The sequence below is a fragment of the Streptomyces sp. NPDC047917 genome (assembly GCF_043204345.1).
GTDB classification, from domain to species: domain Bacteria; phylum Actinomycetota; class Actinomycetes; order Streptomycetales; family Streptomycetaceae; genus Streptomyces; species Streptomyces sanglieri.
Genome location: NZ_JBIDCA010000007.1, coordinates 379,514 through 403,933 on the forward strand (window position 1 = coordinate 379,514; position 24,420 = coordinate 403,933).

At 71.8% G+C, this 24,420-nt stretch carries 25 protein-coding genes; 13 read left to right on the forward strand and 12 right to left on the reverse strand.

The features are described 5' to 3' along the window. Positions 1–8: 8 nt before the first annotated feature. Entirely contained in the window at positions 9–938 is a 930-nt protein-coding gene (gene htpX, locus ACGF8B_RS19580; RefSeq protein WP_329590151.1) for a zinc metalloprotease HtpX, read from the reverse strand. A 292-nt stretch (positions 939–1,230) separates the two neighbouring features. On the opposite strand from htpX, the gene ACGF8B_RS19585 reads away from it, so the two are divergent. Together ACGF8B_RS19585 and ACGF8B_RS19590 are read left to right on the forward strand one after the other, a co-directional pair. After that, positions 1,231–2,424, forward strand: a complete 1,194-nt coding sequence (locus ACGF8B_RS19585; protein ID WP_392739907.1) for a cytochrome P450 — start codon at positions 1,231–1,233, stop codon at positions 2,422–2,424. Between the two features lie 29 nt (positions 2,425–2,453). After that, positions 2,454–2,654: a ferredoxin gene (locus ACGF8B_RS19590; protein ID WP_392739909.1), complete on the forward strand. Its 201-nt coding sequence runs from the start codon at positions 2,454–2,456 to the stop codon at positions 2,652–2,654. 141 nt (positions 2,655–2,795) lie between these two features. Here ACGF8B_RS19590 and ACGF8B_RS19595 read toward each other — a convergent pair whose 3' ends face one another. Then, the gene (locus ACGF8B_RS19595) at positions 2,796–3,476 is read right to left on the reverse strand and encodes a pyridoxal 5'-phosphate synthase (protein ID WP_392739911.1); all 681 of its coding nucleotides are present in this window, start codon (positions 3,474–3,476) and stop codon (positions 2,796–2,798) included. 94 nt (positions 3,477–3,570) lie between these two features. Here ACGF8B_RS19595 and ACGF8B_RS19600 point away from each other — a divergent pair, with 94 nt between their 5' ends. Together ACGF8B_RS19600 and ACGF8B_RS19605 are read left to right on the forward strand one after the other, a co-directional pair. Continuing rightward, positions 3,571–3,849: a type II toxin-antitoxin system prevent-host-death family antitoxin gene (locus ACGF8B_RS19600; RefSeq protein ID WP_317863190.1), complete on the forward strand. Its 279-nt coding sequence runs from the start codon at positions 3,571–3,573 to the stop codon at positions 3,847–3,849. Next, positions 3,842–4,246: a type II toxin-antitoxin system VapC family toxin gene (locus tag ACGF8B_RS19605; protein ID WP_392739913.1), complete on the forward strand. Its 405-nt coding sequence runs from the start codon at positions 3,842–3,844 to the stop codon at positions 4,244–4,246. Before ACGF8B_RS19600 ends, ACGF8B_RS19605 begins: the two co-directional genes overlap by 8 nt. Before the next feature lie 65 nt (positions 4,247–4,311). Here the strand turns inward: ACGF8B_RS19605 and ACGF8B_RS19610 are convergent, their stop codons facing one another. Together ACGF8B_RS19610 and ACGF8B_RS19615 are read right to left on the reverse strand one after the other, a co-directional pair. Next, the gene (locus tag ACGF8B_RS19610; protein ID WP_392739915.1) at positions 4,312–5,481 is read right to left on the reverse strand and encodes an acetyl-CoA acetyltransferase; all 1,170 of its coding nucleotides are present in this window, start codon (positions 5,479–5,481) and stop codon (positions 4,312–4,314) included. 15 nt (positions 5,482–5,496) lie between these two features. Beyond that, positions 5,497–5,664: a hypothetical protein gene (locus tag ACGF8B_RS19615; RefSeq protein WP_392739917.1), complete on the reverse strand. Its 168-nt coding sequence runs from the start codon at positions 5,662–5,664 to the stop codon at positions 5,497–5,499. Positions 5,665–5,738: 74 nt separating this feature from the next. On the opposite strand from ACGF8B_RS19615, the gene ACGF8B_RS19620 reads away from it, so the two are divergent. Together ACGF8B_RS19620 and ACGF8B_RS19625 are read left to right on the forward strand one after the other, a co-directional pair. Then, positions 5,739–6,950 (forward strand): acyl-CoA dehydrogenase family protein, encoded by a 1,212-nt coding sequence (locus ACGF8B_RS19620; RefSeq protein WP_392739919.1) that lies wholly within the window; start codon positions 5,739–5,741, stop codon positions 6,948–6,950. Continuing rightward, positions 6,950–7,444 carry a nitroreductase/quinone reductase family protein gene (locus ACGF8B_RS19625; protein ID WP_362000584.1) on the forward strand — a complete coding sequence of 165 codons (495 nt, stop codon included), beginning with the start codon at positions 6,950–6,952 and terminating at the stop codon, positions 7,442–7,444. Before ACGF8B_RS19620 ends, ACGF8B_RS19625 begins: the two co-directional genes overlap by 1 nt. A gap of 170 nt (positions 7,445–7,614) precedes the next feature. Here the strand turns inward: ACGF8B_RS19625 and ACGF8B_RS19630 are convergent, their stop codons facing one another. Next, on the reverse strand, positions 7,615–8,262 hold the full coding sequence (locus ACGF8B_RS19630) for a TetR family transcriptional regulator (protein ID WP_124717053.1): 648 nt from the start codon (positions 8,260–8,262) through the stop codon (positions 7,615–7,617). A 386-nt stretch (positions 8,263–8,648) separates the two neighbouring features. Here ACGF8B_RS19630 and ACGF8B_RS19635 point away from each other — a divergent pair, with 386 nt between their 5' ends. Both ACGF8B_RS19635 and ACGF8B_RS19640 read left to right on the forward strand, forming a co-directional pair. Further along, complete coding sequence (locus ACGF8B_RS19635) at positions 8,649–9,470, forward strand: VOC family protein (protein WP_392739922.1); 822 nt, start codon at positions 8,649–8,651, stop codon at positions 9,468–9,470. Positions 9,471–9,634: 164 nt separating this feature from the next. After that, positions 9,635–12,004 carry a PQQ-binding-like beta-propeller repeat protein gene (locus ACGF8B_RS19640; protein ID WP_392740147.1) on the forward strand — a complete coding sequence of 790 codons (2,370 nt, stop codon included), beginning with the start codon at positions 9,635–9,637 and terminating at the stop codon, positions 12,002–12,004. 68 nt (positions 12,005–12,072) lie between these two features. Here ACGF8B_RS19640 and ACGF8B_RS19645 read toward each other — a convergent pair whose 3' ends face one another. Next, a complete protein-coding gene (locus ACGF8B_RS19645) occupies positions 12,073–12,780 on the reverse strand; it encodes a hypothetical protein (RefSeq protein ID WP_392740149.1) in 708 nt (235 codons plus the stop codon). A 159-nt stretch (positions 12,781–12,939) separates the two neighbouring features. Here ACGF8B_RS19645 and ACGF8B_RS19650 point away from each other — a divergent pair, with 159 nt between their 5' ends. Beyond that, entirely contained in the window at positions 12,940–13,494 is a 555-nt protein-coding gene (locus ACGF8B_RS19650; RefSeq protein ID WP_392739924.1) for a hypothetical protein, read from the forward strand. 58 nt (positions 13,495–13,552) lie between these two features. Here the strand turns inward: ACGF8B_RS19650 and ACGF8B_RS19655 are convergent, their stop codons facing one another. From ACGF8B_RS19655 to ACGF8B_RS19665, 3 genes are read right to left on the reverse strand one after another with little or no spacing between them, the layout of a single operon-like run. Next, entirely contained in the window at positions 13,553–14,326 is a 774-nt protein-coding gene (locus tag ACGF8B_RS19655; protein ID WP_392739927.1) for an enoyl-CoA hydratase/isomerase family protein, read from the reverse strand. A 6-nt stretch (positions 14,327–14,332) separates the two neighbouring features. Then, positions 14,333–14,773: a Zn-ribbon domain-containing OB-fold protein gene (locus tag ACGF8B_RS19660; RefSeq protein ID WP_392740152.1), complete on the reverse strand. Its 441-nt coding sequence runs from the start codon at positions 14,771–14,773 to the stop codon at positions 14,333–14,335. A 14-nt stretch (positions 14,774–14,787) separates the two neighbouring features. Then, entirely contained in the window at positions 14,788–15,936 is a 1,149-nt protein-coding gene (locus ACGF8B_RS19665) for a lipid-transfer protein (RefSeq protein WP_392740155.1), read from the reverse strand. Between the two features lie 91 nt (positions 15,937–16,027). On the opposite strand from ACGF8B_RS19665, the gene ACGF8B_RS19670 reads away from it, so the two are divergent. The 3 genes from ACGF8B_RS19670 (at position 16,028) to ACGF8B_RS19680 (ending at position 18,364) form a co-directional block, all read left to right on the forward strand. After that, positions 16,028–17,590: a FadD3 family acyl-CoA ligase gene (locus ACGF8B_RS19670; RefSeq protein WP_392739930.1), complete on the forward strand. Its 1,563-nt coding sequence runs from the start codon at positions 16,028–16,030 to the stop codon at positions 17,588–17,590. 103 nt (positions 17,591–17,693) lie between these two features. Beyond that, a complete protein-coding gene (locus ACGF8B_RS19675; RefSeq protein ID WP_392739932.1) occupies positions 17,694–17,969 on the forward strand; it encodes a hypothetical protein in 276 nt (91 codons plus the stop codon). Further along, complete coding sequence (locus ACGF8B_RS19680) at positions 17,969–18,364, forward strand: PIN domain-containing protein (RefSeq protein ID WP_392739935.1); 396 nt, start codon at positions 17,969–17,971, stop codon at positions 18,362–18,364. Before ACGF8B_RS19675 ends, ACGF8B_RS19680 begins: the two co-directional genes overlap by 1 nt. A 142-nt stretch (positions 18,365–18,506) precedes the next feature. Here ACGF8B_RS19680 and ACGF8B_RS19685 read toward each other — a convergent pair whose 3' ends face one another. Further along, a complete protein-coding gene (locus ACGF8B_RS19685) occupies positions 18,507–18,725 on the reverse strand; it encodes a hypothetical protein (RefSeq protein ID WP_342287693.1) in 219 nt (72 codons plus the stop codon). Between the two features lie 183 nt (positions 18,726–18,908). Further along, positions 18,909–21,875, reverse strand: a complete 2,967-nt coding sequence (locus tag ACGF8B_RS19690; RefSeq protein WP_392739937.1) for a BTAD domain-containing putative transcriptional regulator — start codon at positions 21,873–21,875, stop codon at positions 18,909–18,911. A gap of 260 nt (positions 21,876–22,135) precedes the next feature. Between ACGF8B_RS19690 and ACGF8B_RS19695 the strand changes: the two genes are divergently transcribed. Further along, entirely contained in the window at positions 22,136–23,362 is a 1,227-nt protein-coding gene (locus ACGF8B_RS19695; protein ID WP_392739939.1) for an amidohydrolase family protein, read from the forward strand. A gap of 201 nt (positions 23,363–23,563) precedes the next feature. Here ACGF8B_RS19695 and ACGF8B_RS19700 read toward each other — a convergent pair whose 3' ends face one another. Next, positions 23,564–24,391: a MerR family transcriptional regulator gene (locus ACGF8B_RS19700; RefSeq protein WP_392739942.1), complete on the reverse strand. Its 828-nt coding sequence runs from the start codon at positions 24,389–24,391 to the stop codon at positions 23,564–23,566. Positions 24,392–24,420 lie beyond the last annotated feature (29 nt).

The following is a 24,420-nucleotide window of genomic DNA, read 5'->3' on the forward strand; positions in this document are numbered from 1 at the left end:
GGCGTTCCTTACGGACGGGCGAGGTCGGCGGAGATCCGGGCCAGCTGGTCGAGGCGCTGTTCGAGGGTCGGGTGGGAGGAGAGCAGCCGGCTCAGGCTCTCCTTGGAGGAGAACGCGGGGACGAAGTAGAAGGCGTTGTACGGCTCCGCCTTCCGCAGGTCCTCGGTCGGTATGCGGGCCATCTGACCGCTCACCTTGGTGAGGGCGGAGGCGAGCGCGGAGGGGCGGCCGGTGAGCAGGGCGGCGGTGCGGTCGGCGGAGAGCTCGCGGTAGCGGGACAGCAGCCGGGTCAGCAGGAAGCTCAGCGCGTACACGACCGCGCTGACCAGCGGGATCAGCATGATCGCGATGCCGACGGGGTCATTGCTGCGGCTGTTGCGGGAGAGCCCGCCCCACAGGGCGACCCTGGTGATGATGCCGGCGAGCACGCCGAGGAACGAGGCGATCGTCATGACGGCGACATCGCGGTGCGCGACATGTGACATCTCGTGCGCGAGCACGCCCTCCAGCTCAGGGGGGTCCAGTCTGCGCAGCAGTCCGGTGGTGGCACAGACGAGAGCGGTCTTCTCGCTGCGACCGGTCGCGAAGGCGTTCGGTACGTCGCTCTGCGCGATGGCCACACGCGGTTTCGGCATGTCGGCAAGAGCGCAGATCCGGTCGACGGCGCCGTGCAGCTCGGGCGCCTCCTCCGGGGTGACCTCGCGGGCCCCCATGCTGAACGCCGCGATGCGGTCGCTGAACCAGAACTGGGCGATGAACATGCCGCCGACGAGGATCAGGATGATCGGCCAGGCGCCGCGCAGCACGGCGAGCAGCACGCCGACCAGGACCACGTACAGCAGGCCGATCAGGAACATGGTGCCGACCATGCGCGTGGTCAACCCGCTGTCCGGGGCGTAGCGCGAACGGGAGCGGGGGCGGGAACGGGTCTGGCTCATCGTTGCCTCCAGTCGCCCTGAGGGACAGCCCTCGGTGCTTTCCATATTGCCCCTTTCACATGAAAATCGGAGACAATTGATCCGGGCTCGAAGAACGACATCGGCTCGAAACGTTCGCTCGGGCGGGCGGACGGCAAATTGATTCCTCAACGGATCTGATTGATCTCTCAATGGATCTGTCCGAGGGTGATTCCGAGGACATTTGGCCGAACTACACCTGGACCCATTAGGTGCCTGAGGCATCTAGTGGTGGGAGATCGGTAGGACTCCCCCATCTCTTGCGAGGTCCGCCATGGCAGACACCGAGACCGTCTCATTCCCGCAGAACCGCACCTGTCCCTACAACCCGCCGACCGGATACCGCAGCGAGCACGGGGGGCAGCCGGTGTCCCGGGCCCGGCTCTTCGACGGCCGTACGGTGTGGCTGGTGACCGGGCACGCCGAGGCGCGCTCGCTCCTGGTGGACCAGCGGCTCTCGTCCGACCGCGAGAACCCCGCCTTCCCGTTCTTCGCCGAGCGGCTGGCCGCCAGCTCCCTGCGGCGCGTGGAGCTGCTCGGCGTCGACGACCCGGAGCACAACGTGCAGCGCCGGATGCTGATCCCGAGCTTCACGGTCAGGCGGACGGCCTCGCTCCGGCCGCAGATCCGGGCGACCGTGGACCGGCTGCTCGACGCGATGGTCAAGCAGGGGCCGCCGGCCGATCTGGTCGACTCGTTCGCCCTGCCGGTGCCCTCCATGGTCATCTGCGCGCTGCTCGGGGTGCCGTACGACGACCACGAGTTCTTCGAGGCACAGTCGCGCAAGCTGCTCCGCGGCCCGGCGGCCGCGGACGTCGAGTCCGCGCGGGACGCGCTCGACGAGTACTTCCACGTCCTCATCGGGCAGAAGCAGGCCACCCCCGGCGAAGGGCTGCTCGACGAACTCATCGCCAAGCAGCTGGAGACCGGGGCCGTGGACCGGCAGGAGCTGGTGCGGCTGGCCCAGATCCTGCTCATCGCGGGGCACGAGACGACCGCGAACATGATCTCGCTCGGCACGTTCACCCTGCTCCAGCACCCCGACCAGCTGGCCCGGATGCGCGAGTCCGACGGTCTGATGCCTTCCGCGGTCGAGGAGCTGCTCCGCTTCCTGTCCATCGCCGACGGGATCTCGCGGGTCGCCGTCGACGACATCGAAGTGGGCGGGGTGACCATCCGGGCGGGGGACGGCGTTCTCCTGACCACGTCGGTGATCAACCGGGACGAGACCGTGTACCCCGCACCGGACGAGCTGGACCTCGGCCGGAACGCGCGCAACCACGTCGCGTTCGGCTTCGGGGTTCACCAGTGCCTGGGGCAGAACCTGGCACGGGCCGAGCTGGAGATCGCGCTGCCCGCACTCTTCGACCGCCTTCCCGAATTGCGGCTGGCGGTCCCTGCCGAAGAAGTCCCGTTCAAACCCGGTGACACCATTCAGGGCCTGCTCGAAATGCCCGTGACCTGGTGACCGGAATCCGACCGGAAGGCCCCGCCGCAATGAAGATCAATATCGACAGGAGCCGGTGCATCGGTGCGGGTCAGTGCGCGCTCACCGCTCCGACGGTTTTCACCCAGGACGACGACGGTTTCAGTGAACTGCTGCCCGATCACGAGGAAGCCCTCGACGGTGCGGCGGCGAAGGAATCGGTGAAGGTGGCGGTCCGCGTCTGCCCGGTACAGGCGATCACCGTCGAGTGACCGGACGGCCCCGCCGGGCCGTGTCCGTCCGCGTACGCGGGTGTACGGAACTGCTCTGGTCCGGGCCTCTCGTTCGGATCACGCCGGGCTGATCCGAACGGAACCCCAAGGGCTGTCCCGCCAGGAATTGCGGGACAGTCCTCAGGGCCAGAGCAGTTCCCGGACCCACGCCGCGTCGCCCCCGGCCGCGTCCGTCCTGCGGTAGCGCAGCCGTACGTGCCTGCGCGCCGCGTCGCCCTGGAAGAACTCGACCTCCCGCGGCTCCGCCACGTACCGGGTCCAGCTCGTCACCTCCGCGTCCGGTTCGGCCCGGGCCCGTTCCCAGGCGGCGTCGGCGGTCCGGACCAGCTCCTCCCGCGAGCCCAGTACCTCGCTCTGCGAGCCGGTCAGCGCGGAGGCGAGCGCCCCGGTCGAGCGGGCGCGCAGATCGGCCCGGCTCTCGGCGGGAGCGCACTCGGTGACCGGACCCCGCACCCGTACCTGCCGGCCCTGCGCCGGCCAGTAGAAGCCGAGCGCCGCGTACGGCCGGGCGGCGAGCTGGTGGCCCTTGGCACTGGTGCGGTGGGTGGCGAAGTGCCAGCCCCGCTCGTCCGCGTCGTGCAGCATCACCGTCCGTACGTCGGGACGCCCCTCGGCGTCCACGGTGGCCAGCGACATGGTGTGCGGCTCCGCCTGCCCGGCGGCCACCGCCTCGGCGAACCAGCCGTGGAAGAGGGGGAGCGGGGCAGGGGGCGCGGCGGCCGGGTCGAAACCGGGAAGCTCCACGTCCCAGACGCGCTGGGCGTGGAGCAGGTCCAGGAAGCTCTGGTGTGCGTCGGTCATGTCCCCATTGCAGCGCATGGGGCGGCACGGGCCGGGCGGGCCGGGCGGGGTGATCGCTGTAGCGCGGTGGGACACGCCGAGCTACGCTGGTGGCATGAAGACCATCACCCAGCGGGAGTTCCGGAACAACTCCGCCGAAGTCATGAACGCCGTGGAGGCGGGCGAGGTCTTTCACATCACCCGCAACGGAATAGAGGTTGCCGAGCTGCGGCCGCTCACCCGGAAACGGCAGTTGAGCTCGGAGGAACTGGTGGCCAGGCACCGACGGCTGCCCCGCGTGGACGGTGCGCTGATGCGTCGCGAGGCCGATGAGTTCTTCGGGGCCGAGGACCGGGTGGGCGACGACGATCCGTGGGAGCGCGAGCGTGGCTGAGCGACATGAAGTGGGAGTGCTCGACACCTGCACGTACATCGACCTCGATCTGCTGCGGGCCGAGGATCTGCCCGTTCTCCCGGCGCTCACCGCCGTGACGATGGCCGAGCTCCAGCAGGGTGTGGCGATGGCGAAGGACCCGGGCGTGCGGGTGGCCCGGATGGAGAAACTCGGCGCCGCCGTGTCCGACTTCGAGCCGCTGCCCTTCGACGGGGACGCCGCCGCCCGCTACGGGAGCCTGGTGGCTCTGGCGGTCGCTGCCCGGCGTGATCCCCGGCCCCGGCGCATGGACCTGATGATCGCGTCCATCGCCTCGGTCAGGGGGCTGCCGCTCTACACGCGCAACGCGGACGACTTCAAGGGACTGGAAGGGGCGCTCACCGTCGTCCCGGTGTGACCGGCCTGCCGCACCGGGACGCGCCCCGCTCCTCGGCCCGGCCCCGCCTCGCCCCGCCCCGCTCCTCACCCCCGCCCCAGCACCACCGTCCCCGACGAGCAGAACCAGCCGCCCGTGCCCGATGCCACCGCCAGTTCCGGGAGCCGGCCGCCCGGGCGGTGCACCTGGCGTTCGCCGGCCTCGCCGCGGAGCTGGCGTACCGCCTCCACCAGCAGGAACAGCCCGCGCATCCCGGGGTGACAGGCGGACAGGCCGCCGCCATCGGTGTTCACCGGGAGCTCGCCGGTCAGCCCGGTCCGGCCCTTCTCCACGAACGCGCCGCCCTCGCCCTTCGCGCAGAAACCCAGGTCCTCCAGCGTCACCAGGGTCATGTAGGTGAACGCGTCGTAGATCTCGGCGAGGTCGATCTCCGAGGGCCGCACCCCGGCCCGTTCGAACGCGAGGCGGCCGGAGACCGCCGCGGGGGAGACCGTGAAGTCGTCCCACTCGGACATGGTGGAGTGCGAGACGTGCTCGCCCGTGCCGAGGATCCACACCGGCGCCTTCGCCGTGTCCGGTACGTACTCCTCGGTGGCCAGCAGCACCGCGCAGCCGCCGTCGCTGCGGATGCAGCAGTGCAGTTTGGTGAACGGGTCGGCGATCATCGGCCCCGACAGGACGTCGTCCACCGTGACCGGGTCACGGAACATCGCGTCCGGGTTGGCCGCCGCGTTCGCCCGTGCCTGGACCGCGACCTCGGCGAGCTGCTCCAGGGTCGTCCCGTACTCGTGCATGTGCCGGCGGGCGGCCATCGCGTACTTCGCGATCAGCGAGTGGCCGTACGGCACCTCGAACTGGAGCGGGCCGCGCGCGCCGAAGGAGAGGTTGGAGGTCCGCCGGCCCGCCTTGATGTCCGCGCGCGCCGTCGACCCGTAGACCAGCAGTACGGCATTGGCGTGCCCCGCCGCGACGGCGTCCGCCGCGTGCGCCGCCATCACCTCCCAGGTCGAGCCGCCGACCGAGGTGGAGTCCACCCAGGTGGGCTTCAGCCCCAGGTACTCGGCGACCTCGACCGGGGCGAGCGTGCCGAGCCCGGCGGAGGCGAAACCGTCGACCACGGACCGGTCCAGCCCCGAGTCGGCCAGCGCCCGGCGGGCGGCCTGGGCGTGCAGGGCGTACGGAGTGGCCGTGTCGACGCGTCCGCAGTCGGCGAGGGATATGCCGACGACAGCGACCTTGCGGTGGGAAGAAGGCATGGATCTGACGGTACATCAGATGCGGCGGGGGTGGACCGCCCGGTGCGGGGTGGATCTCCCGCTCCACCCGGCGTGGATGTCCCGTTCCTGCCGGGCGTGGATCTCCCGCTCCTGCCGGGCGTGGATCTCCCGCTCCCGCCCGGCGTGGATCTCCCGCTCCCGCCGGTGCGCGACTCTGGGCATCTGCTGGATTCGCCCCTAACATGACGCACCGTCAGATCAGGGGCCGGAGGCCTCTGAGGGGAAGGAGTCCGACGATGGATGCCGCCTTCACCGCGGAACAGGACGAGATCCGCCGCACCTTGCGCGAACTGCTGGCCGAACACTGCGCACCCGACGACATCAGGAGCGCCGTGCGCACCGCCGACGGGTACGACGCGGACCTGTGGCGACGGCTCGCCCAGGACCTCGGGCTGCCCGGACTCGCCCTCCCGCAGGAGTACGGGGGCGTCGGCTGCGGACGCACCGAACTCGCCGTCGCCTGCGAGGAGACGGGCCGCGCCCTGCTGCCCTCGCCGCTGATCGCCACCGCCGTGCTCGCCGCGCCCCTGATCGCCGCACTCGGCACCGACGGCCAGCGCACCGCCCTGCTGCCGCGCATCGCGGCCGGTGAGCTGACCGCGACCCTGGCCGTCCCCGGCGGCTCGCTCGCCACCGCACTCGGCCTGACCGGCGACCCCACCGACGGCGCCTGGGCGGGCGGCGGCCGGGCCGGCGGCGTACAGGCCGGGCGGGGCGCCGGCGAAGGGGGCTGGCGGCTGTACGGGGAGGCCGCGCAGGTCCTCGACGGGCACAGTGCCGAGCTGCTGCTGGTCGCGGCCCACGCCGGGGGCTTCCCGCGCAGCCGTACGCTCCTCTTCCTGGTCCGTCCCGACGCGGCGGCCGGAGTCGTCCGCACCCGTCGGACCTCGCTCGACGAGACCCGGCCGCTGGCCCGGATCGAACTCCGCGACACCGAGGCCGAACTCCTCGGCGCCGACGACAGTGCCGACGTCACCGGCGCGCTCGCCACGGCCGGGGAGCCGGTCGCCGCGCTGCTCGCCGCCCAGGCGGTGGGGGCGGCGGGCAGCGCGCTGGAGCGGACGGTCGAATACGTCAAGGCGCGCGAGCAGTTCGGCCGGGCGATCGGCTCCTTCCAGGCGGTGAAGCACCGCCTGGCGGACCTGTACGTACAGGTGCAGGCGGCCCGCTCCGCCGCGTACTACGCGGCCTGGGATCCGGCCGGGGCCGGGGGACTCGCCCTGGCCCAGGCACTGGAAGCGCTCCGGGTCACCACCGCCGAGGCCGTCCAGCTGCACGGCGGGCTCGGCTTCACCTGGGAGCACGAGGCGCATCTGTACTTCAAGAGGGCCGCCGCCGACGAACTGCTCTTCGGCCCCGTGCACCGGCTCCGGGACCGGGCGGCGCAGCTGGCCGGGCTGTTCGCGGGAGCGGCCACGACCGCACCGGCCGAGCGGGTGGCGGTCTGATGGCGCCCGGCGTCCGGCTGGTCCAGAAGGTCTCCTCCACCCGTGCGTTCGCCAAGGTCGCCCCGCACGTCGTTCCCGTCATGGACCGCACGGTGCACCGGCTCACGCGCGGAAAGGTGCTGCTCAGTGCCCGGATGCTGCCGGGGCTGATCCTGACGGTGCCGGGGGCGCGGAGCGGGCGGCTCAGAACCACCCCGCTGGCCTGCATGCCGGAGAAGGGGACGGAGCAGAGCTGGATCCTGGTCGGCAGCAACTTCGGCCGGTCCGGGCATCCGGCCTGGACCGCGAATCTGCTGGCCGGTCCCGACCGGGCGGTCGTGAACTGGCAGGGCCGGGACATCCCGGTGCGCGCCACGCTGCTGGAGGGCGAGGAGCGGGAAGAGGTGTGGCGGGCGGCGCTGAAGTTCTGGCCGCCGTACGCGGCTTACCAGGCGCGGGTGGAGCGGGAGATCCGGCTCTTCAGGCTGCGCGGGCGGGACGACGCCGCGTCCTGAGCCGGCAGAGCGGAGGAGCGCGGTGCGGGAAGGGCTTCGTGCGCCGTGGACATGGTCCGGGTGCACCGACGGCGGGCCACAATGCGTGGCCCGCCGTCGGTGTGACAGGACCTGAGGGCGCCCGGGACGGCCGCACGAACCCGGTGGGGAAGGGGCCGTCGGCGCCTGCGCTACCTCGTGGGCTTCTTTCCGGTGATGCCCAGATGCACCAACAGGGCGAGGTTCGGCTTGAGTTCGGCCTGCTTCACGCCCCAGGTGGTGAAGCCCTTCTGGTGCGAGGCGACGGCGGCCAGCATCGCGACCAGCGAGCCCGCCATCGCGGCGGCGCTGACCTCCTTGTCGACCTTGCCCTTGGCCTGGAGCTCCTTCACCGAGTCGGTGAGGGAGTTGGTGACCGAGTTCAGGATCTTCATGCGGATCTTGTAGAACCGCTTGTCCCCCTCGGCCGCACCGAGGTCGACCACGCGCAGGATCGCGTCGTGATGGCGCCAGAAGTCGAGGAACCCTTCGACGAGTTCCTCGGCCGTCTGCCAGCCGGCCTTGCCGACCCAGGAGCGGCCGGCGACCAGTTCGGTCAACCCGGCGCCCTCCTTGGCCATTTCCTCGGCGATTTCGAGGACGGCGCCCTCGACATCGGGGAAGTACTGATAGAAGGTCGCGGGTGAAGTCCCCGCCTTCCGGGCGACGTCGATGACTTTGACGTCCCGGTACGGCGAGGAGCTGAGCATTTCGCTGAGGCAGTCGAGCAGCTTCTGCCGCGTCGCCTGTCCGCGTCGACCGGCCACGCGGCCGTCGACGGTGCGCACTTGTCCTGTCATGCCGTCAGCTTACCGAGGGGTGATCGGAGCGCGATTCGGCCGACTGCAAATGGGGATCACCGCAGACGCGGTGGGGGGAGTGGCCGGATTTCGACGTATGCGCACCACGCAGCGATAAGTCTTATCAACAGCCTGTGGATAACTTCGGTGGATAACTTTCCGTGATGCCGTGAGCATGGAACTGTTCTTTCGAAAATGCGTTCGATGTGAACGGTTCGGGGCGCGCGGCGCGCGACCCGCGGTTACGTTTGCTGTGACGAGTGTCACTGTCGCGAACTTCATCCGTCGCGAACTTCATCCGCCACGTACCTCGACCGCCACGTACCTCGACCTCCGCGAGCCCCGTGTGCACCGTACGACCGCCGCAAACGGAAGGACCCGGGCCCATGGCCGCATTCGCGCGATCCGCGCCGTGCTGGGTGGATGTGCAGCTGCCCGACCTGGAAGCGGGCAAGCGCTTCTACGGCGAGCTGTTCGGCTGGACCTTCCGGGCCGGCGAGGGGCCGTACGCGGACGCCTTCAGCGACGGGAAACTCGTCGCCGCGCTCGCCGCCAAGCAGGACGGCCGGATGCCCACCGCCTGGGGGATCTACTTCGCCACCGACGACATCGCCGCGTCCGTGGCCCGGATCAGGGAGGCGGGCGGCCAGGTGATCACCGAGCCGGTCCGGGCCGGCCGGGCCGGGGTGCTCGCCCAGGCGGCCGACCCGGGCGGAGCGGTCTTCGGGCTCTGGCAGGCCGGTGACCGCGAGGGCTTCCAGAAGCAGAACGAACCCGGCTCCTTCTGCTGGACCGAGGTCTACACCCGGCAGAAGGACCGGGTGGACCCCTTCTACGCGAAGGTCTTCGGCTTCCAGGGCACCGACCTCGAAGCCTCCGGCCCCGACGCCGCCCGCACGGGCCCCGACGACTCCCCGGCGGGCTTCCGCATGTGGTCCCCGGCGGGCACCGAGCCCGGTCCGGACACCGCAGTCGGCGGCCGCGGCGTCATCACCGACGCGTTCCCGGCGGAGCTGCCCAGCTACTTCCTCAGCTACTTCGCGGTCGAGGACTGCAACCGCACCGCCGGGAACGCCGTACGCCTCGGTGGCCGGATCTCCGCGCCGCCCTTCGACATCCCGTACGGGCGGATGGCCGTCCTCCAGGACGATCAGGGCGCCGTCTTCGCCGTACTTCAGCCCCCTGTGTCCGAGAACGGGGCAGAGTGAGCTGTGACACCCCGATCCGCCCCCGGGTTCGCAACCAGGGCCTCAGCCAGGAAGAATCGGGGGTGCGCACCGCCGGGTGGTGCCCAGTGGTGAGACGCCGTACAGGGCGGGTTTTCGCGGGCTTCTGTTCCTGAGGCTCGTACGGGGAGGTGGCAGGGCAAGTGGTGGAGCAGCTGACGCAGCACGACCCGAGGCGGATCGGCCCGTTCGAGGTGCTGGGACGGCTCGGTGCCGGCGGCATGGGGCTGGTCTATCTCGCCCGCTCGGCTTCGGGCCGGCGCGTGGCGATCAAGACGGTCCGTACGGAGCTCGCCGAGGACCAGCTTTTCCGGGTCCGGTTCACGCGCGAGGTGGAGGCCGCCCGCGCGGTCAGCGGCTTCTACACCGCGGCGGTGGTGGACGCCGACCCGCGTGCCGCCGTGCCGTGGCTGGCCACCGCCTATGTGCCGGCCCCCTCGCTGGAGGAGATAGTGAGCGAGTGCGGGCCCATGCCCGTCCAGGCGGTGCGCTGGCTGGCCGCCGGCATCGCCGAGGCGCTCCAGTCGATCCACGGAGCGGGGCTGGTCCACCGCGACATGAAGCCCTCGAACGTGCTCGTCGTCGAGGACGGCCCCCGGGTGATCGACTTCGGGATCGCGTCCGGGGTCTCCAACACCCGGCTGACCATGACGAACGTCGCCGTCGGCACGCCCGCCTACATGTCGCCCGAACAGGCCAGGGACTCCCGCAGCGTCACCGGCGCCAGCGATGTCTTCTCGCTCGGCTCCACGCTGGTCTTCGCCGCCACCGGCCACGCTCCGTTCCACGGCGCCAACCCGGTCGAGACGGTCTTCATGCTGCTGCGCGAGGGCCCCGACCTGGAGGGCCTGCCCGGTGAGCTGCGGCCGCTGATCGAGTCCTGCATGCAGATGGACGCCGCGCTGCGGCCCACCCCCGCCGACCTCCAGTCCCAGCTCGCCCCGCACCTCTTCGCCTCCGGCGGCGACGACAGCGGTACGGCCTCCGCCTGGCTGCCGGGCTCCGCCACCGCGATGATCGAGCAGCGCCGCGGCGGCCGGAGGCCCGCACCCGCGGGTCCTCCCGCGGGTCCTCCCGCCAGTCCGCCCCCGGGTCCGCCGCCGGGCCTCGACCCCGGCTGGCGCCGCAACACCGACCCCCGCCCCCCGGCCCCCGACCCGGTGCCCGTCCCCGACGCGGGCGGTCCGGTGCGGCTGCCCGGCGCGAAGGTGCCGATCGGCCCCGGGCCGCGGGCCCAGGACGTCCGGGCCACCTCCACGTCCGCCGCGGACGCCGGCCCCGCGACCGGCTGGGTGCGCGCGCCCGCCGGAGTGAACGGTTCCGCCCCGACCGCGCCCGTACCCGGCCCCGCGCAGCCGCCCGAGCCGCCGCCCGGCCCGGACCGCTGGCGGCCCTGGCGGTTCCGCATGTCCAACGACGTCTGGGGCACGCCCGTCGTCGCCGGCGACCTCCTCTACGTCACGTCGTTCGAGGTGCACGCCCTGGACGTCGGCAACGGGCGGCGCCAGTTCAAGACCCGCGACGTGGCCTGGGTGATGGCCGTCGAGGGCGGCCGGATCCACGCCTCCGACGGGCCGTCCCTGTACGCCCTGGACGCGACTACCGGCGCCGAGCGGTGGCGGCTGCAGACGGACGCCTGGGTGTACTCCCTCAAGGTCGACCGCGGCACCGTCGTCACCGGCACCCGGGGCGGCGGCGTCCAGGCGTGGGAGGCGTCCACGGGCGAGAAGCTCTGGGAGAGCGGCGGCGTACAGACCGACTTCGAGACGGCGGAGGCCGGGCCCGCGATCCACGACGGCACGGTCTACCTCTGGCAGGACGCCCGGCTGCGCGCCGTCGACGCCCGTACCGGCACCGAGCGCTGGTCGTACCCCATCGGCGACGCCGCCTCCTGCGGCGGGGTGCCGGTCCGGGTGACCTCGGCGCCGGACGGCTTCGTCTACGTCAGCGCGGGGGCCCGGGTCCTCGCCGTGGACAACGCGTCCGGCCATGTGCGCTGGCACTTCGAGTCGCCCGCGGTCTTCCTCTCGCCGCCCGCGTTCGCCCCCGGCCCCGCCGTCACCGGCGGCGGGGTGTACCTCGCCGACTACCTGGGCACCGTGTACGCGCTCGACGCCTCGACCGGCAAGGACCGCTGGCGCATCGCCACGGAGGCCCGTCAGTCGATCGAACCGGTGCTGGTGACGGCCGGAAACGTCCATGTCGGCAGCGGCAGCGCGCTGTACACGCTCGACGCGGTCACCGGCACCCCGAAGTGGCGGTTCGCGGCGGGCGGCGAGGTGGTGGGCGCCCCGGTGGTCGCCGACGGCCGGGTCCACTTCGGCTCCGCCGACCATGTCCTCTACACCCTGGACGCGGCGGGCGGTCAGCTCCGCTGGAAGCTGGCGACCGGCGGCGAGATCACGGGTTCGCCGGTGGCGCAGGGCGGTGTCGTGTACGCGTGCAGCAAGGACCGCTGCGTGTACGCGCTGGACGCGCTGAAGGGAACGGGCACGGGCAGCCGCGCCAGGACGTAGCGCGGACGGGGCGCGGCGAAGTCCGGCCCTTACGGCGTTCGGGGCCGGAACCCCGGGCGAGGAGGGCCTCAGCCGCGTGGGCGCCCGTCCGCATCCGGGGCGGAGGCCGGGCCGCGGCCCGGGTCCGGATCCGGATCCGGCACGACGGGGTACGGGGCCGTGTCCCGGCCGTCCGGGTCCGCGCCCGGACGGTGCCGTTCCGCCGGATCCGGCCCCGTGTACAGCTCCGGCTCGGGCTCCGGCAGGGTGCTCGTCTGCACGGACGGCCCCGGCTCCTGCGTCGGCGGCCAAGTGTCCGGGTTCTCCGAGCCGGGCGCCGCGTACGGCCGGTCGTGCCCCCCGCGTACGGACCGGCGCCCGGCCGCGCGCCGCCCCGGCATCACCGCCGCGCTCAGCAGCAGCAGCACCCCGCCCGCCGCCGCCCAGGCCACGCCCCACCCCAGCCCGGAACCGTCGCCCGCGACCGTCAGACTGCCCACCGACTCCCCCTGGCGCACCATCCACAGCACGGTGAACCCGAGCACCAGCACTCCCGAGGCCGCCACCAGCAGCCGTGACCGCAGCACCACACCGATCACGGCCGGCAGGGCGGCGAAGAGGAAGACGACCAGGATCGACCCCAGCGGTCCGGGCCGGCCGGCCGTGATGCCGGTGAACAGCTCGTCCACCCGGTAGTGGCGCCCGAGGCGACCGTCGTACCAGTCACGGAAGGGGCTCAGCACGGCGGCCGCCGCTCCGGCGAGAGCGAGGACCGAGCCGAGGACGTTGCGGATCATCATCGGCCTCCTGCGTGCCACGGACCGGCGTCACAGCTCTGCACCGCTCTCGGCCTCGACGCTACGCCCGGCTCCTGGCCCTCGCCACCTTGCGCTAGCGTGACGCACGGTCGTTCGACAACTGCAGAAACGGACAACAACACAAGGGGGGCTGCATCGATGATGCGGCAGCACATAAAGCTATCCGCGGTACTGGTCGTGGTGGTGCTCGCACTCACCGGCTTCTCGACCTCCAGCCACGGCGGCCGCAGCGGCAAGAGCAAGAGCAAGAGCCACGGGTCGAGCAGCGGCGGCGGCTGCTCCAACTCCAAGAAGAGCAACAACGGTTACCACAGCAGCGACTACGACGACGATGACTACGACTCGTCGAGCAGCTCCTCCGGCTCCACCGACTACGGCACCCCGACCCCGAGCGCCACGGCGTCCGACGAACCCCAGGCGTATGTCTTCCGCTGCGCCCAGCCCCGCAAGGGCAAGCGCAAGGCCGTGACCGCCTCCACCGTCAGGCTCACCGCCGACGCCGGTGCCACCGGCTCGCACACCTACGAGGTCGACGTGACCTTCCTCGACGCCCGCGGCAACACCGTCGACACCGGTGACGCGACCGTGGACGCCGAGGGCGGCGAGACCAGGACCGTCTCCGTGCGGATGGACAACCCGCGCAAGGTCTCCAAGGTGAAGAAGTGCCGCGTGGACGCCGAGCTGAGTTACTGACCCGAGCTGAGCCACCGACCCGAGCCGCGCCACTGACCCGAGCCGAGCCGCCGGCCCGTCAGCGCGTGCGGAACCCGCCCGCACCCCGCCCCCGGAACAGCTCGGCCTGCCGCTCCGCCGGCAGATTGCCGAGTGCGACGAGGTGCGGGGCGTGGGCCATGGCCTGCGCCCTGGCCGCCTCCCGCGCGGACCACACCGCCCGCACCGTCCCCTGCACCGCCCCGGTCGGGTACGAGGCGATCACGGCCGCCGCCCGCAGCGCCGCGGCCACCGCGCCGCCGGGCGCCGTCAACTCGCTGACCAGCCCGGTCTCGTAGGCGCGACGGGCCGAGACCCGCTCCGCCGTACCCATCAGCGCCATCCGGGCCACCTCGCCGAACGGCATCCGCTGCGCCATCGAGATCGCCTCGAACGCGCTGACCATGCCGTACGTCGTGTGCGGATCGAAGAACGTCGCCTCCTCGGACGCGATCACGAACTCCGCCTCGCCCAGCAGATAGAACGCCCCGCCGCAGGCCATCCCCTCCACGGCCGCGACCACCGGCTTCCACAGGTCGTTCGCCTTCGGCCCGATCGCGATCAGCGGATCATCGATCGTGTACGGGGACGAGGGCTGCGGCACCTCCACGTCCCGGTCGATCCCGGTGCAGAAGGCCCGGCCGCCCGCACCGGTGAGGACCACCGCCCGGACCTCGTCGTCGAGGCGGAACGCCCGCCAGGCGGCACTCAGTCCGGCGGCCGTGGCCAGGTCGATCGCGTTGTGTTTCGCGGGCCGGTCGAGGGTGACGAGCGCGACCCCGGTCTCCTTGTCCGTCTCCGTGCGCAGCGCCATCGCCCCTCACCTCTCCAGCAGCCAGCGCACCAGGGTCACCCCGGGGCCGGCCGGGCAGAACACCGCCCGGACCGGCGCACCGATCCGCAGCCGCTCGGGATCGACCGAGTCCAGCGGGGCGTCCGGACCGCTCACCACGTTCCCGACCAGCCGGATCTGCGGGGCGTCCGCCAGCTCGACCACCACCGCGTTGTACGGGGCCTGCGCGGCGTACGCGGGCAGCAGCGGCGGATGCGGCCGTACGTAGGACCAGATGCGGCCGCGTCCGCTCATCGGCCGCCACTCGCTCTCGAACGACTGGCAGCGCGGGCAGCACGGCCGCGGCGGAAAGCGGAGCCGCCCGCACTCCGGCGCGGCGCACGCCTGGACGCGGAGTTCACCACGCGCCGCGTACTCCCAGAAGGGGGCGCCGTCTTCGTCCACGACGGGCAGCAGCAGACCATCCATCCCGGTCAACTCCCTCAACTCCTCAGCAGTACGGCGGATGTGGGGACACCCTCCCCGGCGGTGACCAGACACGTCCGGGCGTCCGGGACCTGGGCGGTGGAGACGCCGCGCAACTGCTTGACGCCCTCGTTGATCAGGTTGAAGCCGTGCACGTACCCCTCGCTGAGCCCGCCGCCCCCGGTGTTGATGGGCAGCCGCCCGCCGCTCTCCAGGGCACCGCCCTCGGTGAACGCGGCGCCCTCGCCGCGCCCGCAGAAGCCGTAACCCTCCAGCGAGAGCGGGATGAGCGGGGTGAACGCGTCGTAGATCTGCGCGACGTCCACGTCGTCCGGGCCGAAGTCGGCCTGCTTCCACAGCTGCCGGGCGGCCGTCCAGGCGGGCCCGGTGAGCGGGTCGTCGTTCCAGTAGTTGACCATCCCGTGGTGCTGGGCGGGCAGCCCCTGGGCGACGGAGTGGAGGTAGACGGGTTTCTGCCGGCAGTCGCGGGCTCGCTCGGCGGAGACGATCACGCAGGCCAGCGCCCCGTCCGTCTCCAGGCAGTTGTCGAAGAGACAGAGCGGCTCACTGATCCAGCGCGAGGTCATATACATGTCGCGGGTCAGCGGGCGTTCGTACATCACCGCGTCCGGGTTCTGGTTGGCGCGGTTGCGGCAGGCGAGGGCGACGTTGAAGAGGTGGTCGCGGGTCGCCCCGTACTCGTGCATGTACCGCCGCGCCAGCATCCCGATCTCGTCGGCCGGCCGCAGCAGTCCGTACGGGCGGGTCCACTGGGCGGGGGTGGGCAGTTGCACGGCGGTGTTCTTCCAGGGCCGGGGCCCTGAGCCGCGCTTGCGGGACCGCCAGGCGACACCGACGCTCGCCTGCCCGGTCGCCACGGCGGCGGCGAGGTGCGCGATCGTCGCGCAGGAGCCGCCGCCGCCGTACCCCACCTTGCTGAAGAAGGTGACGTCGCCGGCCCCGATGGCCTTGGCGACCTCCACCTCGTCGGTCTCCTCCATCGTGTACGAGGCGAATCCGTCCACCTCCGACGCGTCGATGCCCGCGTCGTCGAGCGCCGCGACGATGGCCCGGCAGGCCAAGGTCTTCTCGGATTCCGGCAGTTGTTTCGCGAAAGCCGTCTGTCCTATGCCGGCTATCGCCGTCGCGTCCTTGAGTGCCGTCACCGCCACCTCCCAGGCCGTCATGACTGCTGACAGCGGCTGAGGCTACAGCTAATCTGACGGATAGTCAGCTACTGCGTCAGGAGGGCGAACGATGCGCGGTGACGAGGAGTGGGGCAGCATCCCGGGGCTGATGCGGGCGGCGGCGCGACGGTACGGGCATCGGGAGGCGGTCGTCGAGGGCCGCACCCGGGTCTCGTACGCCGAACTGGGCGACCGTGTGGAGCGGGCCGCCGCCGCGTGCATGGCCTCGGGCGTGGAACCGGGGGACCGGGTCGCGGTCTGGGCGCCGAACACCCTGGACTGGATCGTCTCGGCGCTGGGGGCGGTGACGGCCGGCGCGGTCCTCGTCCCCCTCAACACCCGCTTCAAGGGCACCGAAGCGGCGTACGTCCTGCAACGCAGCCGGGCGAAACTCCTCTTCGTCACCGGCACCTTCCTCGGTACGTCGTACGTGGCGTCGCTGCGCCGGGCGGACGTACGGCTCCCGCACCTGGAACGGGTGGTGGTGCTCGCCGACTCCGCCCCCGACGACTACCTCACCTGGAAGGACTTCCTGGCGGCGGGGGAGGGCGTGTCCGGGGCCGAGGTGCGCACCCGGGCCGACGCGATCGCCTCCTCGGACCCCTCCGACATCATCTACACCTCGGGCACCACCGGCCGGCCCAAGGGCGCGGTCATCACGCACGCCCAGACCCTGCGCTGCTACGCGATCTGGAGCGAACTGGCGGATCTGCGCGAGGGCGACCGCTATCTGATCGTGAACCCCTTCTTCCACACCTTCGGCTACAAGGCCGGCATCATCGCGTGCCTGATGCGGGGCGCGACGATGGTCCCGCAGCCGGTCTTCAACGTGGACACGGCCCTGGCCAACATCGCCGCCGAACGCATCTCGGTGCTGCCCGGCCCGCCCACCCTCCACCAGTCCCTCCTGGACCACCCCGCCCGCTCCGCCCACGACCTCTCCGCACTCCGTCTGGTGGTGACGGGCGCGGCGGTGGTCCCGCTGAGACTGGTGGAACGCCTGCGCACGGAGCTCGGCATCGCCACGGTCCTCACCGCGTACGGCCTCTCCGAGGCGAGCGGCATCGTCACGATGTGCCGGCGCGGCGACCCGGCGGAGACGATCGCCTCGACGTCCGGCCGGGCGATCCCGGACACCGAGATCCGCGTCCTGGCCGACCCCGGCACCCCCGGCGAGGTCCTGGTCCGCGGCTTCAACGTGATGCGGGGCTACTTCGAGGACCCGGAGACCACGGCCGCCGCGATCACCCCGGACGGCTGGCTCCACACCGGCGACGTGGGCGTCCTCGACGAAGCGGGCAACCTCCGGATCACCGACCGGATCAAGGACATGTTCATCGTCGGCGGCTTCAACGCGTACCCGGCCGAGATAGAACAACTCCTCGGCCTGCACCCGGACGTGGCCGACGTGGCGGTCGTCGGAGTCCCCGACCCCCGCCTCGGCGAGGTCGGCCGGGCCTACGTGGTGCGCCGCCCCGGCGCGACGACGACCGCCGACGACCTGATCGCCTGGTCCCGCCGCGAGATGGCCAACTACAAGGTCCCGCGCGCGGTGGAGTTCATGGAAGAACTGCCCCGCAACGCGAGCGGCAAGGTGGTGAAGGGGGAGCTGCGGAGGCGGGCGGGGGACTGACGGGGCGGGGCGTGCCGACGTGATCACTCCATGGGGTGATGTGATCACCCCATGGAGTGAAGAGGGTCGTCGGGCGGGCCCGCCCGGAGGTATGGTGATTGGTATGGCAACCAAGAAGTACACCGTCACGCTCCCGGAGGAGCTCGCGGAGGAGATCCGCAGCGAGGTCGGCCCCGGTGCGTTCAGCGCGTATGTCACGCGGGCCATAGAGCGCCAGCGCGAGCGCGACCGGCTGGGGGAGCTGGTGGGGCAGTTGGAAGGTGAGTACGGCCCGGTGACCGATGCGGATCTGGCTGCGGCCGAGGTCGAGCGGCGTGAGATCGAGCAATGGTTCGACGAGCAGGAGTCAGGCGCGGACGCGCGCCGGAGTGCGGCCTGATGCCCGACGTCTCCTATGTGCTGGACTGTGAAGGTCTCTCCCGGGCCGGACTCGGAGACCCCGGGATGAAGGCCCGCCTCAAGGATGCGCATCGCTCCGGCATCCGTGTGGTGACCAGCTCCATGACCTTGATCGAGGCCTATCACGGCAAGATCCGGCGGGCCGTCTGGGACTGGGCGCTTTCGGGCATCGTGGTCGAGCCCGTGACGAAGGACATCGCCGACGAGGCGATCCGGCTGCTGAGGGCCAACGGCCTGCACGGCCACAAGTACGCCATCGACGCCGCCCTCGCGGTGATCGCGGGGCGGCAGCCGGGCCGGGCGGTGGTCTTCACCTCGGACGAGGACGACATGGGCAAGCTGTGCGAGGCCCGGGTGCTGGTCCGGGGGCTGTAGCGGCGGACGCGGAGAGGGGCACGAGCCGATGGCCCGTGCCCCTCTGTCGTGCGCCCGCGGACGTACGACGGCCGCGACGGCTCCCCCTCCGCGCCGCCGCGGCCGTTCCCCCGTGCCCCCCGTGCCCCCGTCGACGGAAGTCCTAGTTGGCCGGCTCGCTCGTGGCGTGGGTGTCCATGAGCTTGATGTCGCCGCCGGTGGCGTGGGTGTCCGTGAGCTTGATGTCGCCGCCGGTGGCGTGCGTGTCCTGGGTCGTCGCCGACCCGGTCTCGGCGCCGGTGGCGTGGGTGTCCTGCGGCTTGATGATCGGGTCGGTCTTCTTCTTTTCGCCCATGATGGTCATCTCCGTTGTGGCTGGCATGCTGCGTTGGAGGGGCCCGCCCAGCTGTTCCCCCGTGGACTGCCGGACGGGCCCCTGTCAGGGCCGCTCACCCTATTGGTTTGGCCGCTCATCGCCCCGTCTGCCCCCCGACACGACGGATCGACAGACATGAGCTTGCCGTCCGGCGATAAACGAACGATGAACGACCGGGCCCGGCCGGCGTCAGGCCCGTTCGGGGGAGACCTGGACAAGAAGGTCGCGGATCCCCGCCGCCTCGTCGGAACCGAGGTCGTCGTAGATCGCGAGGGCTTCGCGCCAGCAGACCAGGGCCCGTCCGGACTGGCCTATCCCGTCGAGGGCGTGCCCGAGGACGGTGAGCACGTTTCCCCGGCGCCACTCCCCGCCGATGCCGCGCAGGACGGTCAGCGCCATCTCCGCCTTGGAGGCGGCCTGGGCCGCGTTGTCACCCACCAGATCCGCCTCCGCGAGGCGGAACAAGGTCATTCCTTCCCAGAGCCGCTGACGGCTGTCGCGGAAGACCTTCAGGGCTTCCAGGAAGCTGTCGGTCGCCTCGGAGAGCTCTCCGCACCGGGTCAACGCGATACCGAGCGCGTAGCGGGCGTTGGCCCCCCGCAGCGTGTGCCCCAGGCCTTCGTAGATCTCGATGCCCTCACGCGCCAGAGCGACGGCGCTCGCCGTCCGGCCCATGGCCAGGTGGACCCGGGACAGGTTGCACAGCGCCGAAGCCTCTCCCGGGAGGTTCTCGCCGGTACGGAAGTCCTCGATCGCCTGAGTCAGGTACTTCTCACCGTCCTCGTGGCGGCTCTGATAGATGGCGATGACCCCGAGGTGGTTGAGCGCCCAGCAGTTGGGCAGCGGATCGTGCCCGTCGTGCGACAACTCCACCACCTGGAGAGCTTCCTGATCGGCCTGGGCGAACCGGCCGGCACCCAGATGGGCGTTGCTCAATGTGACCAGGGCGCGCCGTTCGGCATGGCGGTCGTCGCAGGTGCGGGCGGCACTCAGCATGAACGAGGCAGCGGCCTCGTACTGCTTGGAGTTCGCGCCGGACTCGGCGAGATCCAGCGCGGCCCACAGCAGGTCGATCGCCCGCCGGAGCACCTCGGGACCGGAGGACTGGCGCACGCACGCCAGCAACGGACCGGCTTCCGAATAGAGCCAGTCCTGGGCGTCGTGCCGGTCGGTGAACGACAGCCCCGTGTGCCCCGTCGGCTCCAGGTGGTCCACCAGCCGGTCCCCCGGCCGCTCCAGCGCGTACACCCCCGCGGCCGTCGCCAGATAGAAGTCCAGCAGCCGCGACAGCGCCGACTCCCGCTCCTCCAGGGGCTCCTCGCCCCGCTCCGCGCAGGAACGCGCGTAGAGGCGCACCAGGTCGTGGTAGCGGTAGCGGCCGGGGGCGGCCGACTCCACGAGGCTGGTGTCCACCAGGGCCTCCAGGAGGTCCTCCGCGGCATGCACGTCCAGGTTGAGCAGGGCGGCCGCGGCGGCCAGGGAGATGTCCGGGCCGTCCGCCAGGCCGAGGAGGCGGAAGGCGCGGGCCTGGGCGGGCTCCAGCTGGCCGTAGCCGAGTTCGAAGGTGGCCTTCACCGCGAGGTCGCCGGCCTGGAGCTCGTCGAGTCGGCGGCGCTCGTCGGCGAGCTTGGCGGCCAGGACGGAGACCGTCCAGGTGCGGCGGGCGGCCAGACGGGAGGCGGCGATGCGGATGGCCAGCGGGAGGAAACCGCAGGCGGCGACCACGTCGAGGGCGGCGTCCCGCTCGGAGTTGATCCGCTCCTCGCCCACGATGCGGGTGAAGAGCTGGAGCGCCTCCTCGGGGGACATCACATCCAGGTCGACGAGGTGGGCGCCGGCCAGGTCGACCATGCGGACGCGGCTGGTGACCAGGGCCGCGCAGCCCGCGGTGCCGGGCAGGAGGGGGCGGACCTGGGCCGCGTCGTGGGCGTTGTCGAGGAGGACCAGGATGCGGCGGCCGTCCAGCGTGGACCGGTACAGCGCGGCGCGCTCGTCCGGGGAGTCCGGGATCGCCGAGTCCGCGGTGCCCAGGGCGCGCAGGAACGCGCCGAGGACCGTCTCCGGCTCCGCCGCCCGTGCCCCCGCGCCCTGGAGGTCCACGTACAGCTGCCCGTCCGGGAAGTGCTGGCGTGCCTGGTGGGCGACGTGCACGGCGAGGGTCGTCTTGCCGACGCCGCCGATCCCGGCCAGCGCCGAGACGGCCATCACCGACCCCTCGGCGGTCGCCAGCCGGTCGCCCAGTTCGCGTACGAAGGAGGCGCGGCCGGTGAAGTCCGGGACGGTGGCCGGGAGCTGGGCGGGGCGCACCGGGGCCGGGGCGGGGGCCGGCTCGTCCGCGGGGCGGGCGAGCTCCTCGTCGGCGCGCAGGATGCGCTGCTGGAGCTGGGCGAGCTCGGGGCGCGGGTCCACGCCCAGCTCGTCGGCGAGCAGCCGGCGGGTGTCGGCGTACACCGCCAGCGCCTCGGCCTGCCGGCCGCTGCGGTACAGGGCGACCATCAGCAGCTCGCGCAGCCGCTCCCGCAGCGGGTGCGCGGCGGTGAGCGCGGTCAGCTCGGAGACCGCCTCGGCGTGACAGCCGACCTCCAGGTCCAGGTCCAGCCGGGTCTCGGTGAGCTGGAGCCGCCATTCCTCCAGGCGGGTGCGCTGGTTCTCGGCGTACGGTCCGGGCACCGATGCCAGTGCCTCGCCGTCCCACAGCCCGAGCGCCTTGTTGAGGAGGGTCCGGGCCTGGCAGCGGTCGCCGGAGGCCCGCGCCTTGTCCGCGTCGGCCGCCAGCCCCTGGGCCACCGTCACGTCCAGCGCGTCGTGGCCGGCCCGGATCGCGTACCCGCCGGCGTCGCTGACCAGCGTCTGCGGGTCGAGCACCTTGCGCAGCCGGGAGGCGTACGTACGTATCGTGGCGAGCGCCTGGGAGGGCGGTTCTTCGCCCCAGATCGCGTCGATGAGCTCCGAGGCGGTGGCCGTGCGGCCACCGCGCAGCAGGAGCGCCGCCAGCAGGGCGCGCTGCTGCGGCGAGCCGGACGACAGCGCTTCGCCGTCCCGCCATGCCCGTACCGGACCGAGTACGGAGAAACGCAGATCGACGCCGCCCGCCGACCGCTGTTGTGGAGCGCGCTGCTCCGGAACACGCACGTGTGGCCCGATGTCACGGTCCATTGCTGCCCCCTGCCCTGCTCGCCCCGCCTGTGCTGCCCATCTTGCTTGATGCTGCCCGCCTGGATTGCCCGCCCATGTGGCGTCCGGGGCGGGGGATCCGGATTGGTCGGTACCGCTGGTATCGCGGTCAACAGTCTGCCTTGTCTTGGGTGGCACGTCAGCAGTGGGTGACTCTCTGCACAAGCCCTCGACAACGATTACCGGGCGGGGTCCCGTCCGGGGAGCTGACGGTTCGTCAGATCAGCGCTACGGTGGTGTGCATGGAGACCTTCCCGAAGATCATCTCGGTGGACGACCACACGGTGGAGCCCCCTCATGTCTGGCGGGACCGGCTCCCGTCCAAGTACCTCGACCGCGGCCCGCGGATCGTCCGCGCGCCGCTCAAGGAAATGACCTTCATGGGCGGGAAGTTCGCGCCCGTGATGGGCGCGAAGGGCGACGACGGGCCGATCGGCGACTGGTGGGTGTACGAGGACCTGCACCGCCCGCTCACCCGGCTCGACACCGCGGTCGGCTACGACCGGGACGAGATCAAGCTGGAGATCATCACCTACGAGCAGATGCGTCCGGGTTCGTTCTCGGTCCCCGACCGGCTCGCCGACATGGACGTCAACCACGTCCAGTCCGCGCTCTGTTTCCCCACCTTCCCGCGCTTCTGCGGCCAGACCTTCACCGAAGCGAAGGACCGCGAGCTGGGGCTGCTCGGAGTGCGCGCGTACAACGACTGGATGGTCGAGGAGTGGTGCGGGCCCGAGGCGCACGGCCGGCTCGTCCCGCTCACCCTGATCCCGCTCTGGGACGCGGAGCTCGCCGCGGCCGAGGTGCGGCGCAATGCGGCGCGGGGGGTGCGCGCGGTGGCGTTCTCCGAGATACCCCCGCACCTCGGACTGCCCTCGATTCACACGGACGAGTGGGATCCGTTCCTGCGGGCCTGTGACGAGACCGGGACGGTGATCGCCATGCACATCGGATCGTCCTCGAAGATGCCGTCCACCTCGGCGGACGCCCCACCGGCCGTCGGATCCACCATCACCTTCGCCAACTGCTGCTTCTCGATGGTCGACTGGCTGATGAGCGGCAAGTTCGAGCGCTTCCCGAACCTCAGGATCATGTACGCGGAGGGGCAGATCGGCTGGATCCCGTACATCCTGGAACGCGCCGACGTGGTCTGGGAGGAGAACCGGGCCTGGGGCGGCGTCGCCGACAAGGTCCACCGCCCGCCGTCGGAGCTGTTCTCCGAGCACGTCTTCGGCTGCTTCTTCGACGACGCCTTCGGACTGAAGAACCTGGACTCGATCGGCGTCGGGAACGTCCTGTACGAGACGGACTACCCGCACTCCGACTCCACCTGGCCCAAGTCGCGCGAGGTCGGCGAGGCGCAGATGGGGCATCTGGACGCCGATGTGGTGGACCGGATCGTGCGCCGCAACGCGATCGACCTGCTGGGGCTGACGGACGACGGGCTGTGGGCGGGGCCCGGGGCGTGATCCACCCGGGGCCGGAAGGGGACGGGGCGGACACCCTTCCGGCCCGGATTCATGCGGCGGTGGCGGATCCACCGGATCCACCGGATCCACCGGATCCACCGGATCCACCGGATCCGTGCGGCGGTGCCGGGCCCGGGGGCGGGCCCGGTTCCCGTTCCGGGGGCCGGTTCCTGCCGGGCCCGGCGACCGGTTCCGGCGGTGTCAGGACCGGGCGACCGGCTCCTGGAGCTCCGTCACCCACTCGTCCCGGTCCTCGGGGCACTCCAGGCTGATCTCCCGGGCGTACCCCGCGGACCGGTAGCCGTTGGCGTCGATCCAGCGGGCCAGCGTCTGGGTCGTCGGCAGTACGCCGTCCATGGAACCCCGGTGGACGACGGTCGCCGCCTCGAACGGGGGGAGCTCGACCACCGTGATCCCGGTGTCGCCCAGCGGGCCCACCGGGGCGGACACCGTGACCCCCGCGTGCACGACGACCGCGCCGCCGCCCTCCGGGGCGTCCTCGTAGTGCGCGATCCCGGGACCGCTCGGAGCGACGCCCGCCTCGCCCAGCAGCGGGAACAGCCGGTCGTACAGCGGGCCGATCACCGGAGAGATCTCCTCCGGTCCGAAGCCGGTCGCGGTGGCGGTCAACTCGGCGACCCGTACCGCGGCAACGTTCTTGACGACCACATCGTCCATGGACATGCTTCCCTCGCTCTCGATCGACCGGAGCCTCGCCTCGACCTGCGTCAGCCTCGCTGCCGCCGCCCTCATGGCCTCCTCCAGCTCCGCCCGGCGCAGCCGCAGCATCCCGCGCAGCTCCTCCGGCCCCACCTGCTCGTCGAGGATGGCCCGCACCTGCTGGAGCGTGAAGCCGAGATCCTTGAGGGCGATGACGCGGTTGAGACGGGCGAGCTGGGCGGCGCCGTAGAAGCGGTAGCCGGTGGCGGGGTCGGTACGGTCCGGGCGCAGCAGCCCGATGGCGTCGTAGTGACGCAGCATCCGGGCCGACACCCGTCCGTACCGGGCGAAGTCTCCGATGGTGAACATGATGTCTCCCAGCCCACCGCCTCACACGG